The following is an 18253-nucleotide window of genomic DNA, read 5'->3' as shown; positions in this document are numbered from 1 at the left end:
GTATATATTACGCATACATTGCATTATTATGTCTTTAGCTTAAGAAAAATTTTAGTAATCTAAAATCATCCCACAAATAAAAAAAGAGTCTTGGATAACCAAGACTCCTTCAAATTCTTAAATTAATTAAGCTGCTACCTTAGACTTTGCAACATCAACAAGCTTTGCAAAACCTTCAGCATCGTTAACAGCGAGCTCAGCGAGCATCTTTCTGTTCATCTCAACACCAGCGAGCTTAAGACCATACATGAACTTAGAGTATGAAAGTCCATTGATACGAGCTGCAGCATTGATACGAGCGATCCAGAGCTGTCTGAACTGTCTCTTCTTCTGCTTTCTACCAGCGTATGATGATGTAAGGGCACGCATAACTGACTGCTTTGCAACACGATACTGCTTGCTTCTAGCGCCTCTGTAACCCTTTGCTAACTTTAATGTTCTATTGTGTCTTTTCTTAGCGTTTAATCCGCCTTTAACTCTTGCCATTTTAAATTCCTCCTAACCAAACTAATAATTAACAACCAATCTTAAAGATATGGAAGTACTTTCTTCATGTTCTTTACATTTGTTGAATCAACGATTGCAGACTGACGAAGATTTCTCTTTCTCTTTGTAGTCTTCTTGGTTAAGATATGGCTCTTGTATGCCTTATTTCTCTTAAGCTTTCCTGTTCCTGTTACCTTAAAGCGCTTTGCAGCTGCTCTTCTTGTCTTCATCTTTGGCATGATAATTTCCTCCTGAATTTAAGATTTCTTTTCTGTAAGCACCAATGACATACTACGTCCTTCAATCTTAGGTGCCTTTTCCACTACTGCAACCTCAGCAAGTGCCTCAGCAAAATCATCAAGAATGTGCTTAGAGGACTGCATATGAGCCATCTCACGGCCACGGAAACGAAGTGTTACCTTAACCTTGTCGCCCTTAGAGATGAACTTCTTAGCTGCGTTAACCTTTGTGTTCATATCATTAGCATCGATGTTTGGAGACATACGAATCTCTTTAACTTCAACAACGTGCTGCTTTTTCTTAGCTTCCTTTTCCTTGCGTGCCTGCTCATAACGGAACTTACCGTAATCAACAATTTTGCACACAGGTGGATTAGCCTTTGGTGAAATCTTGACGAGATCTAATCCCTCGTCGTCTGCAAGTTTCTGCGCCTCGCGCGCTGACATGATGCCAAGCTGTTCCCCATCTGAGCCAATAACACGAACTTCTTTGTCGCGAATCTGCTCATTAATCATTAAATCGCTAATGGTACTACCTCCAAAAAATATAAAAAAAATAGTGGATACAGAATATCCACCATAAATCATCACAAACAAGGTTTGTGTGAAATATAAGACCCAAGTCACAGTACTCATACGTGCTAAGGTGAGAGTGGATACTCTACTTTGTTTTCACAACAGTGATAATTTAACATATAAATCCGTCACCGTCAACATTTTTTACAAAATTAGTTCAATATAAATTTATTGATAACCTCTGCTATTCCGCTGTGATTGTTGTCATTTACAGTAACATAATCAGCAGCATCCTTAAGTTCTTTTCTAGCATTGGCCATAGCAACACCAACGCCTGCTATCTCAACCATGCTAATATCATTTTCCTCATCACCACAGGCGATGACATTAGAAAGAGAAATGTTAAGCTGCTTTGCCAGCTCTCTAACACCATTGCCCTTGCCAGTGCCTTTCTTAACATATTCAAGAAAAGCGTAATGGGAAAAGAAATTGTCATATCTATCATCAAATTGACTGGCATGAGCAACTCTAAACTGCTCTAGACGCTCTGGCTTATCATATTCAATAGCCATGATTTTAGTGATATTTTTCCCCTTTAGGGTATTGATATCTGTAATGTAAAACAATGATTCTCTAGAAACCTGCTTATAGCTCTCTATAAAGTAATTCTCATTGAAAGTATATATGCATCCATTGTCAAATACTAGGCATGTAAGGTCAGCCTTTAGAATCTCAGTAACAAGCTCTAGTGCTGTATCATTATCGATACAATCTTCAAACAGCACCTTATCGCTATTCATCTCAGTACCTACTACACCCTGATATCCAAGCATATATACATTATCGCGCTTGAACTCATCGTATATAGATAGAATTCTCTTCAGTGCATTATTAGGTCTACCAGTATTAAATGCAAATACATTGCCTTGATCTAGCATCTTTGTAATAGCATTAAGATTTTCTTTTGAGATGTTTTTGTCATCATCAAAAAGTGTTCCATCCATGTCCACAGCAAGTAATTTTGTATTATTCATCAAAAACCTCATTGGCAAGTCGAGGGATAAACGTCCTACTTTGGTAGAAGTTTATCTCTTGCTCATTAATCTTTTTAGCCTCTTTACAGAATGTATCCTGTGCACCCACAGGCTTCTTACCTCTTTGAGGTTTTACTTTAACATAATTTGCCTCATCTGTCATCTCGTAAGCCTTAAGTGTATCAGCCAGTTGTACATCTAAAATATGTTTTACCTTTGCCTTTAAAACCTGATCCTCAACAGGGAAAATAATCTCAACTCTTCTATCAAGATTTCGAGGCATCCAATCTGCAGAACCCATATAAATATTTTCTGCACCATTGTTATAGAAATAAAAGATACGGGCATGCTCTAGGTATGTTCCCACAATAGATGTAACCTTAATATTTTCACTTACACCAGGAATACCAGTCTTAAGACAGCAAATGCCTCTAACTATAAGTTGGATTTTAACTCCTGCATTACTTGCCTCATAAAGCTTTTCTATTATCTCTTTGTCGCATAGGGAATTCATTTTGGCAATAATAGCAGCCTCTTTTCCATCCTTAGCATGCGCAATCTCTCTGTTAATCAAAGCAACAAATGTATCTCTAAGCCAAAGTGGTGCCACTACAAGCTTGTTCCAAGCAGCAGGCTCAGAATAGCCAGAAAGCATATTGAATACAGCAGTTGCATCCTCTCCATAGGAATCCTGACAAGTGAGCATTCCACAGTCAGTATAAAGCTTGGCAGTTGAATCGTTGTAATTTCCAGTGCCAAGGTGTACATATCGCTTAATACCATCCTCTTCTCTACGAACAACAAGGGCTATCTTACAATGTGTCTTTAGACCAACCAAGCCGTAGATAACATGGCATCCAGCCTTTTCAAGCTTCTTAGCCCAGATAATATTATTTTCCTCATCAAATCTAGCCTTAAGTTCAACTAATACAGTAACCTGCTTGCCATTTTCAGCAGCGTGGGCAAGGCTTGCAATAATAGGTGAATTACCACTGACGCGATAAAGTGTCTGCTTTATTGCCAATACCTGCGGATCAAAAGCTGCTTGAGCTATAAAATCCACAACTGGATCAAAGGTCTCATAAGGATGATGTAAAAGAATATCTCCTTTTTTTATTTCATCAAATATCTTCTCTCCTGGCTTAAGCCTCGGGTTGTCCTGTGGCTTAAAACTAGGGGACCTAAGTTCACTATGACCTTCTATTCCGTATAGCTTCATAAGGAATGTCAAATCAATAGGTCCCTTTATTTTGTAGATATCAATTTCATTTACCCCTAGGTTCTTTTTCAAAATAGCAAGAAGCTTTTTGTTAATTGAGGACTCCACCTCAAGGCGAATAACCTCGCCCCATTGGCGAGATTTAATCTGCTTTTCAATCTCGCGAAGTAAATCCTCTGCCCCCTCCTCATCAATAGAAAAGTCAGCATTACGCATAATACGATAAGGAGATGCTGCCACAACATTGTAGTTTAAAAACAGCTTATCCATGTTGCGTTCAATAATCTGCTCTAAAAGAATAAAGCAATCATGCTTGCCCTCGTCAGAAGGAAGGGATATAAATCTTGGAAGAACAGAAGGCACCTGAACTGTTGCGAACTCAACATCATCATTATTAGAGCCAGCTACAAGTGCATCCTTTTTCTTTTCAATTAAGGCTGCAATATTTAATGACTTATTCCTAATAAGAGGAAATGGTCTTGATGCATCGAATGCCATAGGTGTAAGTACCGGATACACCTGACTCATAAAAAATGAATCAACATACTTAAGCTGTTCAGCATTTAAATCCTCATATTTATCGTAAATAAGAATGCCTTTTTCCTTTAATATAGGCATAAGACTGCGACTGAAGGTACTATACTGAAAATCAACAAGCTCTCTCGTTTTCTCATTAATTAAAACAAGCTGCTCCGTAGGTGTCATGCCTGCTATATCTGGCTTAGTGTAGCCTGCATGCTCCATATCCTTCAAAGAGGCAACCCTTACCATAAAAAACTCATCTAAATTCGAAGATGTAATAGAGACAAATTTTAGGCGTTCCAAAATTGGAAGCTCCTTGTTGGTGGCCTCGTTTAAAACACGCTGCTCAAATTTTAACCAGCTTAATTCTCTATTATCAAAATTCTTAAAGTCTGAAATATTAACCTTTGTCTTCATAATCCCACCTATTTACTGCTTTTCTCTAAGCACTGGTTTGATACCAAATATTTCCTGAAAATAACTAGCATTTTTAGTAAAAAGACCCTTTTCAAGAGCAAGAGAACTATTAGCCTCGATATTAATTACAAGCTCATTGTCCTTTACTTTCATAGATACATTTTTTATTTTCTGCTTATGTGATCTATCAAGGGCATTTGCAACCTTTAGGATTGCAAGGAGCTTTAAAATAGTTAAATACTCATCCTGAGTAAATCTATCTGACATATTGTCATAAGGCTCCACTGGCTTGCGATTAAACTCTACAGTACTTGCAATAAGCTCTCGTTCCTTATGAGTCAGTCCCAATATCTCTGATGCCATAATTATGGTGTATGAACAACTAGAGGCCTCCGCAAGACTAATGTACTTGCCGCAATCATGTAAGATGGCAATACATTCCATCAATACCCTATGGCGCTTTGTAAGTCCATGGTATTTTTTCATGGCATCAAATATCTCCCCAGAGAGTCGATAAAGTGCCTTGAGATGAGGCTGATAACTGCCATATCGCTTGGCAATTGACCATGCTGCAGTGATGATATCATTATCAAAATCATGCTTTGAAACTAGCCATTTCTTTTGATAGCTATGGTTGTACATCATGCCCTCAGCTACAGATACACCTGGGGCAAATACCATCGCCGGATTGAGAGTCTCAGCCAATGCCTTATAAAGCATTACTACAGGCTCAATTACATTTTCATTATCAAGATAGATATCATTGCTATCATCAAATCTCTTAATGTACTGTCTATTAATTTTATTTAAACAATCAAGATACTCTTCTGTTTTTATACTCTTAGATGAAAAACTAGATATACGCTCTGTAATACTATTTACCTGAACGCCAAAAAGAATCATGTACTTAGGCTCAATATCTCTAAGAAACATAGTCTTAAAAACATCCAGCTCTTTATACATCATCTCATAAGTCTGCTCCAATGAATTGCCTGAAGTAGAACCAAGCTTTCTTAAATTTTCGTTGATAGAAACTGTACCCAAAGAAAGATGCTGAGTAGTGATAATCTTACCCTTTGAGAAAAGGGTAATTTGCAAAGAAACTCCACCTACATCTACAAGTACGGCGGAGTCGCTGATTAATTCATCAAAATTTTCTGTGGATGCCACAGCCTGATATCCTAAAAATCTCTGCTCAGAGTTGGACAGAACTATAGGGCTAAATCCCGTGCGCATTTTAATCTGCTCAAGAACCACTAAATCATTAGACGCCTGGCGAATATTAGGACCTGCTACTACAGAAAAAGCGTCTACCTTATATCCCTCTATAGTGCGCTTCATATCATTTAAAATACGACATAGTTTGTCAACTGTCTCAGGCAGAATCATCCCCTTGCTAAGGATATCCTTGATAATATCTGACTGAATCTTCTGAACATCTATTGTCTTTGCACCCTTTTGCTTAACCACCTCAAAAACCTTTAGAGTGGTCTCATAAGTCCCAATATAAATGCTAGCAAATAATTTCATTTAAACCCCCACAATAATTATTAATAATTTCCCAAAACCCTAAGGCTAACACACTCCTCTTGAAGTCCTGTAAGGACATTTAAAACGGCCTCATCATTGAGATTGCCATCGATATCTATAAAGAATCTATATTGCCAATTAACCCCCTTAATTGGTCTAGACTCAATTCTATTCATATTTATTCCATTGAACATGAGATTTGATAATACTCTATAGAGGCTACCTGGCTCATGAGGAATCTCAAAGCAAAGGGTAATATGAGATGCTGTAGCCTTGTACTTTTTATCCTTTGAAACAATAATAAATCTAGTTTCGTTTTCTTTATTGTCTTGAATGCTCTCCTCTAAAACCTCAAGGTCATAAAGTTTGCAATTTAAAATGCTGCCGATAGCTGCCTGTGTAATATCCTGATCATCTCGAATCTTCCTAGCACTAGCCGCAGTGTTATGGAGGTTTTTAACATCCCAATCCATATGCTGAGTGCGAATATACTCATCACACTGGGCAATAGCCTTTGCGTGAGAATATACAGTTTTGATATCTTCTATTTTGGCACCCTTAAGACCAAGAAGAGCATGCTCAACTTTTAAAATCTGCTCACCTACAATTGCAACATTGTATTCAGAAAGTAAATCAAAATTCTCTTCTATAGAGCCTGCAAGACTGTTCTCAATTGGAAGTACTGCATAGTCAGCCTCACCATTGACAATGGCCTCCATTGCATCTCGCCAGGCATCTACATGAAAGCTGGATTTCATCTTACCTTTAAAAAACTCATCCATCGCTATCTGAGAATAGGCTCCCTCAACACCCTGAAAGCATACTATAGAATCAGAAAAATCAAAATCATCAACTCTCTTAAATCCAGAATCAAAGCTAAATCCATTGTCACGTAAAATAGCAAACTGCTTTTTACGGCTGATAGACATTATCTGAGTATATAACTCGCGAACTGCCTGAACATAAAAATCATCTGATACAAATGATGATAATTTATCCAGCTTTTCCTCCTCACGCTTTTTGTCGTAAACCTTTTTGCCTGTAGAAATCTTGTATTCAGCCACCTGACAAGCAAGTTCCATACGCTTTAAAAATAGTTCTAAAATTCCCTTGTCTACTGAATCGATTTCTTCTCTAATGTCCGCTAAGTCTCTCATGTTGCTCCTATTCTTTGAGTTCAATTATCGGTGGATCAAATATTCCTACCTGTGTTCCTCCATTTTTAACATGGAATGTAGTTCCTGAAAAAAAGTCTGCGAAATAAACATATTCGCTGGTAATATTAATATTATTATACTGTCCCTCTGCCAATAATACTTCAGCACCAGATGTCAAATCTACACGGTACAGTCCGTCTGGATTGCCTTTTATAGATTGATAGTATAGGTAATTGCCTGAAATATTATAACCTGATGTACCATACTGAGTAACCATAGTACCATCACCACCAGATAAAGGTGCGCTATATACTCTTTCCTTGTCATCAAGATTCATGTAATAAAGTGTATCGCCAATTATCATAGGCATCCAAAGATTCTTATCTGAAACAAATGAAGAATCCTTAGTATCAAGATTCATGGCATGAAGATTATGATCATGCTCTACTCCAGAGTAATATAGCTTTTCTCCCACCATACATCTAGGATCAATAGATGAATCTGAAAGCTGCTGCTTGTCCTTACCATCAATGCCAACTATGTAAAGAGTGGTAGCCTCCTCAGGATCATAATGATAGTAAACAATTCTGTTGCCGGCTAATGAACATGCATTGCAGTCATCAACATCAAGAAGAACTATCTTACCATTGCGCTTAGCCATGCGGCACAAGCTGTTCGCATTGACGTCAAAGCCACCATAACTAGAGTTACTTTTATTTCTACTGTAATAAACATAGTGCTCATCAGAATTTAAAAAATAAACTGAATCGCCATTTACAATATCAATATCACTCTCGTCTGGATTCATCTTATAAAGTCTACTTCCGTCGTTAGGATTAGCAAAATATACCACTCCATCATATTCGCAGAACAGACCATTGCCATAGAGATTACCAACGGTGTTACCATTGGTCCCTGGCTCATTAAACCGAGTAACGGTGTTAATGTATTTGTAATATGCTAAACCACCTGCAATACCTAAAACAACTAAAATTACAATAACCCTTCGTAGTACCTTCATTGTACAGCCCTCCCCTTGAAAAGATTAAGTAAAGTCAAAAATTGAAAGCTGGTTAGACTGAGGCAAATCTGTGATAATGCCTAGCTCAACCATTGTATCAAGTATTGTCTGTGAAACCTTTCCTCTGTCCTTAATATCATCCAGCGACAGGAACTTGCCTTGAGATGCAGCAATCTGTAACTGCTCTGCAGCCTTGTCACCCATTCCTGGAAGTGAGTTGAACGGAGGAAGTATCTTTCCATTTACTATTTTAAAGTATCTTGAGTCAGATTGGTATAGGTCCATAGGTAAAAATTCAAATCCGCGGGCATACATTTCCTGAACAAGACGAAGTGCTATAAGCACATCCTTGTCTGTTGCAGATAAATCTGACTGAGATTTTAAGTTTTTAATCTCTGCCTCACATCTGGCCTTACCCATACAACATTTCTCATAATCAAAACCACCTGCTCTAATTGAGAAGAAAGCTGCATAGTATGCCAAAGGATAATTAATCTTACAATATGCTACTCGCCAAGCCATCATAACATATGCTGCAGCATGGGCCTTAGGGAACATGTATTTAATCTTCTCGCAGGAACCAATATACCAATCAGGTACACCATGCTCTTGCATGTGCTGCTTATAAGTAGGCCATTCATCACATTTGCCCTTAGCTACAATACCCTTTCGCACTCGCTCCATAATTGTAAATGATTCAGCTGGATCAAGTCCCTTGTGAATCAAATAAACCATAATATCATCTCGAGTACATATAGCCTCTGTGATAGTGGCTACGCCGCTTAGAATAAGATCCTGAGCATTTCCAAGCCATACATCAGTACCATGGGCAAGACCTGCTATTCGAACCAAGTCAGTAAAATACTTTGGCTTGGCCTCAACAAGCATCTGCATGGCAAAATCAGTACCGAACTCTGGTATACCAAGTGTTCCAAGTGGAGTGCCCATAATATCATCAGGAGTAATACCAAGAGCCTCAGTGCTCTGGAACAATGACATAACCCCCTTATCATCAAAAGGAATTGTAGTGGCATCTATTCCTGTCAAATCTTCAAGTCGCTTAATCATTGTAGGATCCAAGTGACCTAAGATATCAAGCTTCAGAAGGTTGGCATCGATTTTATGGTAATCAAAGTGTGTGGTTACAATATCTGTATCCTTATTTGCAGGGTGCTGCACCGGTGTAAATGAGTAAATATCCTCACCATTTGGAAGAACAACTACACCACCAGGATGCTGACCAGTAGTAGATTTAACCCCTTCAATGCCCTTTGCAATACGCTCATTTTCAGCACGACGCTTTCTCATATCGCGCTTCTCAAAGTATTTCAAAACATATCCAACGGCATTTTTATCTGCAAGAGTAGATACAGTACCGGCCTTAAATGTCTGGCCCTCACCGAAAATAACCTCAGTATATTTATGAGCCTTTGACTGATATTCATTTGAGAAGTTCAAATCGATATCAGGCTCCTTATCTCCCTTGAAACCAAGGAATGTCTCAAACGGAATATCAAATCCATCCTTGGCAAGTGGCTTGCCACAGTTAGGACAAATCTTATCAGGCATATCCACTCCTGATAGACCCTGATTTACTATTTCCTTTACTTCTGGTCCGTCAAAATCCACATAGAAACAATTAGGACATCTATAGTGTGGAGGCAATGGATTAACCTCTGTAATACCGGCCATTGTGGCTGCAAATGATGATCCAACGGAACCACGGGAACCTACTAGATATCCATCCTCATTTGACTTCCAAACAAGCTTCTGAGCGATAATATACATAACGGAATATCCATTACCAATGATAGAGTTAAGCTCTCTTTCAAGTCTGGCAGAAACTATCTCAGGAAGCTCTGGGCCATATACCTCATGAGCTCTAGTCTCACAAATACGGCGCAAATCCTCTTCTGAGTGTTCGATTACAGGAGGACACTTATCAGGTCGTACTGGATGAATGTACTCGCACATATCCGCAATCTTATTTGTATTTTCAATAACTACCTCATGAGACTTTGCAAGTCCAAGGTATGCAAACTCCTCAAGCATCTCATCGGTAGAATGTAGATAAAGTGGAGCCTGCTGATCAGCATCATCAAAGCCCTTATTGGCCATAATGATACGACGATATACTTCGTCCTCTGGATCAAGGAAATGCACATCACAAGTAGCTACTACAGGCTTATTAAACTCTTCACCTAAGGCTACTATCTGCTTATTAATCTCCTGTAAGTCCTTAACAGAATTAATGTCCTCATATTTGTCTGAGCGAATCATGAATTCGTTGTTACCTACAGGCTGTATTTCAAGATAATCATAGTAATTTGCAATACGAGCAATCTCAGAATCATCTCGACCATCTATGATAGCACCATACAGCTCACCTGCCTCACAAGCAGAACCTATTATAAGTCCCTCTCTGCACTCTGTAAGGAGAGACTTAGGCACTCTAGGATATCTAGAGAAATAATTAAGATGAGACTCTGAAACCAATCTATAAAGATTAATACGTCCTAAATCATTTTTAGCAAGTACAATACAATGATGAGCACGCATCTTTTTAATCTGCTCTGGACCTGGCTTGCTGTGGTCGTTAAGCTCTGTAAGAGTATAAATCTTTTCGTTTTCAAGCTTCTCTATGAACTTCTTCCAGATTTTTGCAGTAACCTCTGCATCATCGACAGCTCTATGATGATGCTCATTAACAAGATTCTCAGCCTTGCAGACAGCATCTAGATTAAATCTTGCCATATGAGGATGCAAATATCTCGCCACCTCAACTGTATCTACATGGGTGTAATCATAGTCTAATCCAAGCTTTTTACAGTTATATTTGATGAATCCTGTATCAAATCCTGCATTGTGAGCAACAAGCACAGTACCCTTGCAGAATTCCATAAACTTTGGAAGAATCTCCTCAATAGTAGGAGCATTTTCGACCATCTCATCCTTTATTGATGTAAGCTCTGTAATACGATATGGAATTGGAACCTGAGGATTAACAAACTCAGAAAATCTATCAACTATCTCGCCATTAACAATCTTTACGGCGCCAATCTCGATAATCTTGCAGCTTCGAGGGTTAAATCCAGTTGTCTCAATATCGAATACAACATACTCATCCTGAAGGCTCTGCCCCTTGTCATTGGTAACAATGAGCTTGGTATCATCCACAAGATAAATCTCACAGCCATAAATAACCTTGAAATCTCCAAGGCCCTTCATATGATCCGCATCACAGAATGCCTGAACCACACCATGGTCTGTAATAGCAAGCGCCTTGTGTCCCCAATCCTTAGCACGTGAAATAATAGATGTAATCTCAGATACACCATCAAACTCAGACATCTTTGTATGGCAATGAAGCTCAACTCTTTTTTCAACAGCCGTATCAGTTCTAACGACTCTGAAATCTTTTATCTTTTGAACTGCATTAATACGGCCAACAGTAAGCTCCTTAGAAAACTGGTCATCATCCAGCTTACCTGAAACCTTGTAGAATCCGCCTACCTTAAATAGCGATTCAAACTCCTTCCCCTGATCCAAGTCAGCAAACCAGAACTTTACAGAAATTGAATCTGTAAAATCAGTCATGGAACCAGAACCAAAGTAGCCACCCTTTTTAGTCTCTCTAAATTCAAGAGCTGTAAGCTGACCACGAATAACAATTGGTCCAAGTAACTCTCCATTAATCTCCTCCATAGGAGTTGCATTTTCAACAATCTCATTACCCATAATAATATCTGGGTCATCAGATTTAGTAAGTGGTCTAACAAATTTCTTCTCAGGCTCTTCTGATTTAGGCTCTTCCTTAGATTTCTTGCCCTCAGGCTTAGGTTTAGCCTCTTCTTTTTCTTCTGGAGCAGATTGCTGTCCTGCACCTGCAGTACGAGCATTGATAGCAGCAATCTTGTTTTCAATTTCCATCTGAGCATTTTGAAGATATTTGCTCTTTTTAGGTGCCTTGTATTCAAAATCAATAGGCATATTTAGATGGCAACGACTATTTAAAATAGCAGAAAGCATATCGTGAAGCTCCTGCTCCTTTTCCTTGCCTATTAACGTATCCTCTATGGTAACTGTCAAATGACCATTCTCTGGGAAATCCAAATCGGCCTTTTTATATATGTTAAAAAGAAGAGCACTCTTCTCCTCAAGCTCCTCTAAAATGCTATCGTTGTATGAACTTAAAAGATTGGATGGAGTATACTGACTAGACAAGTCAAAATCTTCGAATATACGAATTGTAACTCCGTTGTTAGGGAAAAACTGTTTTTTAATAGACTTTTCCAAATGCCAGATTCGGCGCTTTGGAATCAATGTATTGAAAGTAACGTATATACGAATATCGTCTTTAGAGCGCCCTGTACTTACCTTAGTGATTGTGGCATCACTAAGAGCTGTACTTAAGTCACTCTCCGTATTCATATTAGGGAAAACTTCAAAGAATCCCATTTGGTCCATAAATCATTCTCCAAGTTGAAGTCCGGTGGTTACGTTCACAAGCCTTAGGGTTTCTACGCTCATCTAAAACGATTCACTTAAGAAACCTAAGAGCTTGTGAACTACCACCTCACTTATATTTTTTAGATATAAAAATAATTTTCAAATCAAGAATATAATTCTTTTCAGATACGGTTTTACAGGGTATACAAGGTTAGCGTGGCCATGCAAGAAGCTCATCTCTAAGGGCATTTAGTAGCTGGTCTTCTGGAAGTTTCTTAACTATCTCACCATGCTTAATGAGAAGTCCCTCGCCAATACCACCGGCCACTCCAAGGTCTGCCTCTTTTGCCTCTCCTGGGCCATTAACAACACAGCCCATAACAGCAACCTTGATATTAAGGTCTGAGAATTCTTCAACCATGTTTTCAACCTTGTTAGCAAGCCCAATAAGGTCAATCTGAGTACGTCCACATGTCGGGCATGAAACGACCTCAATACCGCCTTTGCGAAGTCCAAGAGTACGTAAAATAAGCTTGGCAGATTTAATCTCCTCAATAGGAGCACCTGTAAGTGATACTCGAATAGTATCTCCTATTCCCTGAGACAAAATCATAGCAAGACCACAGGCACTTTTGATATTGCCTGCTGTAACGGTGCCAGCCTCAGTAATACCAACATGAAGAGGATGTTCTGTCTTATCAGCAATAAGCTCATGGGCCTTCACGCACATCATAACATCTGATGATTTAATACTGATAACTAAGTTGTCATATCCTAAATCCTCGATAATTTTAACTTTATCAAGTGCAGACTCTACAAGACCCTCTGCAGTAACCCCACCATATTTTTCTACTAAGTTCTTTTCTAATGAACCAGAATTAACACCGACTCTAATAGGGATATTCTTAGCCTTAGCAGCCTCTACAACAGCCTTGATTCTATCGATGCTTCCGATATTACCAGGATTAATACGAATCTTGTCAGCTCCATTTTCGATAGCTGCAATTGCAAGTCTGTAATCAAAATGTATATCTGCTACAAGTGGAATATGAATCTGCTTTTTAATTTCAGAAAGCGCCTTTGCAGCATCCATATCAGGGACAGCAACACGGATAATATCGCAACCTGCCTTCTCAAGCTCTAAAATCTGAGCAACAGTTGCCTCTACATCCTGAGTCTTTGTATTACACATTGACTGAATGAGGATAGGATTGCCTCCTCCAATTACTCTATTTCCAATTTTAACTTCTTTTGTATTCATGATTTACCTCTAAAAGATTTTGGCAATATCGTTGTACATAACAACAATCATCAAAAGCATTAAAAGTGCAAAGCCCACAAGATTGATTCCATTTTCAATCTCTGGCTTCATTTTCTTACGACGAATAGCCTCTATAATGAAAATGAACAATCTACCACCATCTAATGCAGGGAATGGAATTAGGTTCATTACTCCAAGGTTTGCTGATAGCAAAATTGATATCGACATCAAATTTAAAACAATATATTTAATACCATCAGCAGCTGATGAATCATAGACATCAGAAATAGCTTTACCAACTCCAATAGGACCTGATACTTCTTTTACAGATATCTCATTAGTAACAAGCATTCTAAGACTCTGAACAGTCATGTATATCTGATACTTTATTTCGTATCCACCGTAAGCCAGTATGGATATAGGATTAGTAAGCTTATCACGTCCCGATAATCTATTTACACCGAGCAAATATCTACCCTCTTCCTCATTGTAAAAAGGTGTAAGTGTAGTTGAATAAGTCTTGCCATCACGCTTATAGCCAACTGTAATATCATCACCAGATGAATGAAGAAAATTGTAGATAGAGATTTCCTCATAAAAATGAATATTATATCCATTAAGAGAAACAATCTCATCTCCTGCCTCAATACCAGCAGCCTCAGCAGGCAGTCCCTCTGAAACAGAAGTAACAATAGGCTTATTAACTCCTGCTATAGCAATTAAAATAACTGCAAGAATATAAGCCAATATAAAATTAAATAATGGTCCACCAAATACAATTAAAAATCTCTGCCAAAGAGGCTTTTTACTGAAAGCTCTATCACTATCACTCTCCTGATCCTCTCCTTCCATTACGCAAGAACCGCCAAATGGAAGTGCCTTTAAACAGTATTTAGTCTCACCCTTACCCCATGATAAAAGTGTTGGTCCAAGACCAAGTGTAAATTCGTTAACCTTTACATCGAATTTCTTAGCAAAAAGAAAATGTCCTAGCTCGTGAAAGATAATAATAAAGCTAAAAATCAAAATAGCAATAACTATTTTCATAACTACCACCTACCCTCAATAAAGTCATATGTCATCTGCTCTGTCTCTAATACTTGCTCGATAGTAGGATTTGGAATAAAGTCCACATTTATCATAGCCTCAGAAACAATCTCAGGAATTTCCAAAAACTTTATTTTATTATTTAAAAATTTAGCAACTGCCTTTTCATTAGCTGCATTGAAAACTGTAGGAACATTACCACCTGCATCCATTGCATCATAAGCGAGAGAAAGTCCGTAGAATGTCTCCATATCCGGCTTCTCGAATGTAAGGGTGCCAACTTTGAATAAATCAAGAGGCTCCGCATACAAAGTCTTACGATTTGGATAAAACAATGCATATAAGATAGGCAATCTCATATCTGGAGTACCCATCTGGCCAATCACTGCCCCATCCATAAACTCAACAGCAGAATGTAAAATACTCTGAGGATGAACAACTACCTCTACCTGATTAAGATTCACTCCAAAGAGCCACTTGGCCTCCATAACCTCAAGGCCTTTATTAATCATGGTTGCAGAATCGATAGTTATTTTAGCCCCCATAGACCAATTAGGATGCTTTAATGCATCCTCAAGTGTAACATTCTCCAAATCATCAAGAGTCTTGCCTCTAAATGGCCCTCCTGATGCAGTAAGTAATATCTTAGAAATCTGATTATGTCTCTCACCGTTAAGTGACTGGAAAATCGCGCTGTGCTCGCTATCTACAGGTAAGATAGATACGCCCTTTTCCTTGGCAAGAGGCATAATAATGTGCCCTGCTGTAACAAGAGTCTCTTTATTAGCAAGTGCAATTGTCTTTTTTGCATTGATAGCTGCGATTGTAGGCTGAACGCCAATCATACCTACTACAGCTGTAACTACAGTGTCTGCATCTTCCGCAGTGGCGACTGCAATAAGACCATCCATTCCATAGCGAATATCAATATCTATATCAGAAAGTCTAGTCTTTAAATCATTCGCCAATTTCTCATTTCCAACAGAAACAAGGCTTGGTCTATACTTTCTAATCTGCTTTTCAAATAAATCAATATTAGAACCACATGACATAGCAACAACCTGCAAGTCATCAGGATTCTGTGAAACAATATCAAGAGTCTGTGTTCCTATGGAACCAGTTGACCCTAAAATAGCAATCTTTTGTGCCATTTTAAAACTCCTAAAAATCAAATTCTAAACAAGACCTTGGTCCAGATAAGACCGAGGCTCAAAATAATTATACGTAAAAATAATTAGCCAAGAAGTAAATAATTGGTGCAGTAATAATAATACTGTCAAATCTATCAAGGACACCACCATGGCCAGGAATAAGCTTGCCGTAATCCTTGATTTCGAAATTACGCTTAATTGCAGATGCAGCCAAATCTCCCACCATTGAAATAAGAGCTCCTACAGCAGAAATGCAAACAAGAGGAAGAATCGCAAAATCATCTACCTTGAATACATTTGAAACAACAGCGCAGTATATAGCTGTAAGCAAGCAGGCTCCAACCACGCCACCAACAGCACCCTCAACTGATTTCTTAGGTGATAAAATAGGTGACATCTTATGCTTTCCAAATAAAACACCAACACAATATGCACATGTATCACATCCCCATGAGCAAAGGAAAATCAGCCATACAATAAACTGGCCCTTTGGAAGCATTCTTGTCTGATACAAAAATGAAAGCATAACGCCTACATAAAATAATCCAAAGAACACTGCCATAATCTGATGGCTGTGAAATTTAGGATAGCTAAAAACAAATACAGCAAGAAGCAGAATCAAGAAAGCTAACATGATGACCATATTATCACCAGTAAACTTAAATCTAAGGTCAAGATAATATGCTACAGCTGCCACATATCCTAAAATACCAGGAAGCTTCTTCTCTACATCGAAAATTCTGTATAGCTCAAACATTCCAATAAGAGAAAGAACAAGCATTACTCCTAAGAGTAAATCTCCACCTGTAATAATAAACAGTAAAGCAAGTGCAACAAGCACAATACCGCTAATAAGTCTTGTAACAAACATTGATTTTAAATACCTCCAAAACGTCGATTTCTTTTATCGTATTCCTCAATTGCTTTTTTAAGCTCATCAGGAGTAAAATCAGGCCACGCAACTGGTGTAAAATAAAACTCCGCATAAGCAAGTTGCCACAACAAATAATTAGATAATCTCTGTTCTCCTGAAGTACGAATCATGAAATCAGGATCTGGAATATCTTTAGTATCCAAATAACTAGAGAACAGCTCCTCATCAATATCCTCAGGATGAATCTCTCCTGCCTTAACATCAGAAGCCAAATTTCTAATAGCTCTAGTCATCTCATCTCTACTACCGTAATTGATAGCGATAGTAAGTGTAAGACCTGTAAACTGTGAAGAATACTCTGTAAGTTCCTTAATATTCGCCCTTAGTTTATCATCAAGCTTAGAAAGGTCACCTATAAATCTAACTCTAAGGTTATCCTTCTTTGCAGTCTTCATACAAGTCTTAATATATTCTCCTAACAGCTTCATAAGGGCCTTCACCTCATCAGCTGGTCGTGACCAATTTTCAGTGGAAAAAGCGTACATAGTGACGTATTTAACACCCATATCATGAGCGGCTCTACAAATTGTCTCCACGTTTTTAGCACCTACAGTGTGACCATAGGTACGTGGCATCCCCTTTGCCTTAGCCCATCTGCCATTTCCGTCAAGTATAATAGCTATATGCTCTGGTACGTTCATATTGCCTCCAAATTCACAAGTATAAAAAAGGGCACTTTCGTGCCCCTTAAATTAGTGTCATTTATTATCTGTTAAACAGTCATGATTTCTTTTGTCTTTGCTTCTACAGCTTTATCGACCTCTGCGATGAACTTGTCAGTCATCTTTTGGCACTTATCTTCAAGGTCCTTAATCTCATCCTCAGAAACGCCCTCATCCTTAGAATGCTTCTTTAATGTATCAATAGCGTCTCTACGAATATTTCTGATTGCAACCTTAGCATCTTCGCCATGCTTCTTAACGTCCTTAGCAATTTCCTTACGACGCTCCTCTGTGAGCTCTGGGAAAACAAGACGAATAAGCTTGCCATCGTTTGTAGGATTAATTCCGATATCAGACATATTGATAGCCTTCTCAATTTCCTTAACCAAAGAAGCCTCCCATGGCTGAATCTGAATCAAACGTGGCTCTGGAACAGAAATATTAGCTACCTGCTGAAGTGGAGTTGGTGCTCCATAATAATCAACAGTTATCTTATCTAAGATATGTGGATTAGCTCTTCCTGCTCTGATTGTTGTAAACTCACTTTCGAGATTGTTATAACTCTTAGTCATTTTCTCTTCGAAAACTGAAAGTATATTATCCATTAG

Annotated in this window: 15 protein-coding genes; all 15 read right to left on the bottom strand. The window is 38.3% G+C overall.

What is annotated here, in order from left to right; all coding sequences use genetic code 11:
- Positions 1-126 precede the first annotated feature (126 nt).
- The 15 genes from rplT to frr all read right to left on the bottom strand — a co-directional run bounded on the left by rplT (position 127) and on the right by frr (position 18250).
- The gene (rplT, locus tag F0Q01_RS03950; protein WP_090150863.1) at positions 127-486 is read right to left on the bottom strand and encodes a 50S ribosomal protein L20; all 360 of its coding nucleotides are present in this window, start codon (positions 484-486) and stop codon (positions 127-129) included.
- A gap of 41 nt (positions 487-527) precedes the next feature.
- On the bottom strand, positions 528-725 hold the full coding sequence (rpmI, locus tag F0Q01_RS03945; protein ID WP_028236330.1) for a 50S ribosomal protein L35: 198 nt from the start codon (positions 723-725) through the stop codon (positions 528-530).
- Between the two features lie 18 nt (positions 726-743).
- Entirely contained in the window at positions 744-1241 is a 498-nt protein-coding gene (gene infC / locus F0Q01_RS03940) for a translation initiation factor IF-3 (protein WP_028236329.1), read from the bottom strand.
- Between the two features lie 212 nt (positions 1242-1453).
- Positions 1454-2275 (bottom strand): Cof-type HAD-IIB family hydrolase, encoded by an 822-nt coding sequence (locus tag F0Q01_RS03935; RefSeq protein WP_163927136.1) that lies wholly within the window; start codon positions 2273-2275, stop codon positions 1454-1456.
- Positions 2268-4433, bottom strand: a complete 2166-nt coding sequence (locus tag F0Q01_RS03930; protein WP_090486462.1) for an RNA degradosome polyphosphate kinase — start codon at positions 4431-4433, stop codon at positions 2268-2270. The genes F0Q01_RS03935 and F0Q01_RS03930 overlap by 8 nt, the downstream gene beginning before the upstream one ends.
- A 12-nt stretch (positions 4434-4445) precedes the next feature.
- The gene (locus tag F0Q01_RS03925; protein WP_090486459.1) at positions 4446-5963 is read right to left on the bottom strand and encodes a hypothetical protein; all 1518 of its coding nucleotides are present in this window, start codon (positions 5961-5963) and stop codon (positions 4446-4448) included.
- Between the two features lie 20 nt (positions 5964-5983).
- Entirely contained in the window at positions 5984-7120 is a 1137-nt protein-coding gene (gene pheA, locus F0Q01_RS03920) for a prephenate dehydratase (protein ID WP_090486457.1), read from the bottom strand.
- Positions 7121-7127: 7 nt separating this feature from the next.
- A complete protein-coding gene (locus F0Q01_RS03915; protein WP_090486454.1) occupies positions 7128-8141 on the bottom strand; it encodes a DUF5050 domain-containing protein in 1014 nt (337 codons plus the stop codon).
- A 24-nt stretch (positions 8142-8165) separates the two neighbouring features.
- Entirely contained in the window at positions 8166-12608 is a 4443-nt protein-coding gene (locus F0Q01_RS03910) for a PolC-type DNA polymerase III (protein WP_090486451.1), read from the bottom strand.
- Between the two features lie 193 nt (positions 12609-12801).
- Entirely contained in the window at positions 12802-13851 is a 1050-nt protein-coding gene (gene ispG, locus F0Q01_RS03905; RefSeq protein WP_090486448.1) for a flavodoxin-dependent (E)-4-hydroxy-3-methylbut-2-enyl-diphosphate synthase, read from the bottom strand.
- A gap of 9 nt (positions 13852-13860) precedes the next feature.
- Positions 13861-14898, bottom strand: coding sequence for a M50 family metallopeptidase (locus F0Q01_RS03900; RefSeq protein WP_090486445.1), 1038 nt, complete (start codon positions 14896-14898; stop codon positions 13861-13863).
- 2 nt (positions 14899-14900) lie between these two features.
- Positions 14901-16049: a 1-deoxy-D-xylulose-5-phosphate reductoisomerase gene (locus F0Q01_RS03895; RefSeq protein ID WP_090486442.1), complete on the bottom strand. Its 1149-nt coding sequence runs from the start codon at positions 16047-16049 to the stop codon at positions 14901-14903.
- Between the two features lie 67 nt (positions 16050-16116).
- A complete protein-coding gene (locus F0Q01_RS03890) occupies positions 16117-16920 on the bottom strand; it encodes a phosphatidate cytidylyltransferase (RefSeq protein ID WP_090486439.1) in 804 nt (267 codons plus the stop codon).
- Between the two features lie 5 nt (positions 16921-16925).
- Positions 16926-17624, bottom strand: coding sequence for an isoprenyl transferase (locus F0Q01_RS03885; protein ID WP_090486436.1), 699 nt, complete (start codon positions 17622-17624; stop codon positions 16926-16928).
- Positions 17625-17695: 71 nt separating this feature from the next.
- The gene (frr, locus tag F0Q01_RS03880) at positions 17696-18250 is read right to left on the bottom strand and encodes a ribosome recycling factor (RefSeq protein ID WP_090486433.1); all 555 of its coding nucleotides are present in this window, start codon (positions 18248-18250) and stop codon (positions 17696-17698) included.
- Positions 18251-18253 lie beyond the last annotated feature (3 nt).

The organism is Pseudobutyrivibrio xylanivorans (assembly GCF_010906925.1).
In the GTDB taxonomy this organism is placed as follows: Bacteria; Bacillota; Clostridia; order Lachnospirales; family Lachnospiraceae; genus Pseudobutyrivibrio.
Note: the sequence above shows the minus strand (reverse complement) of the source record. Positions and strands in the feature narration are given on the sequence as shown.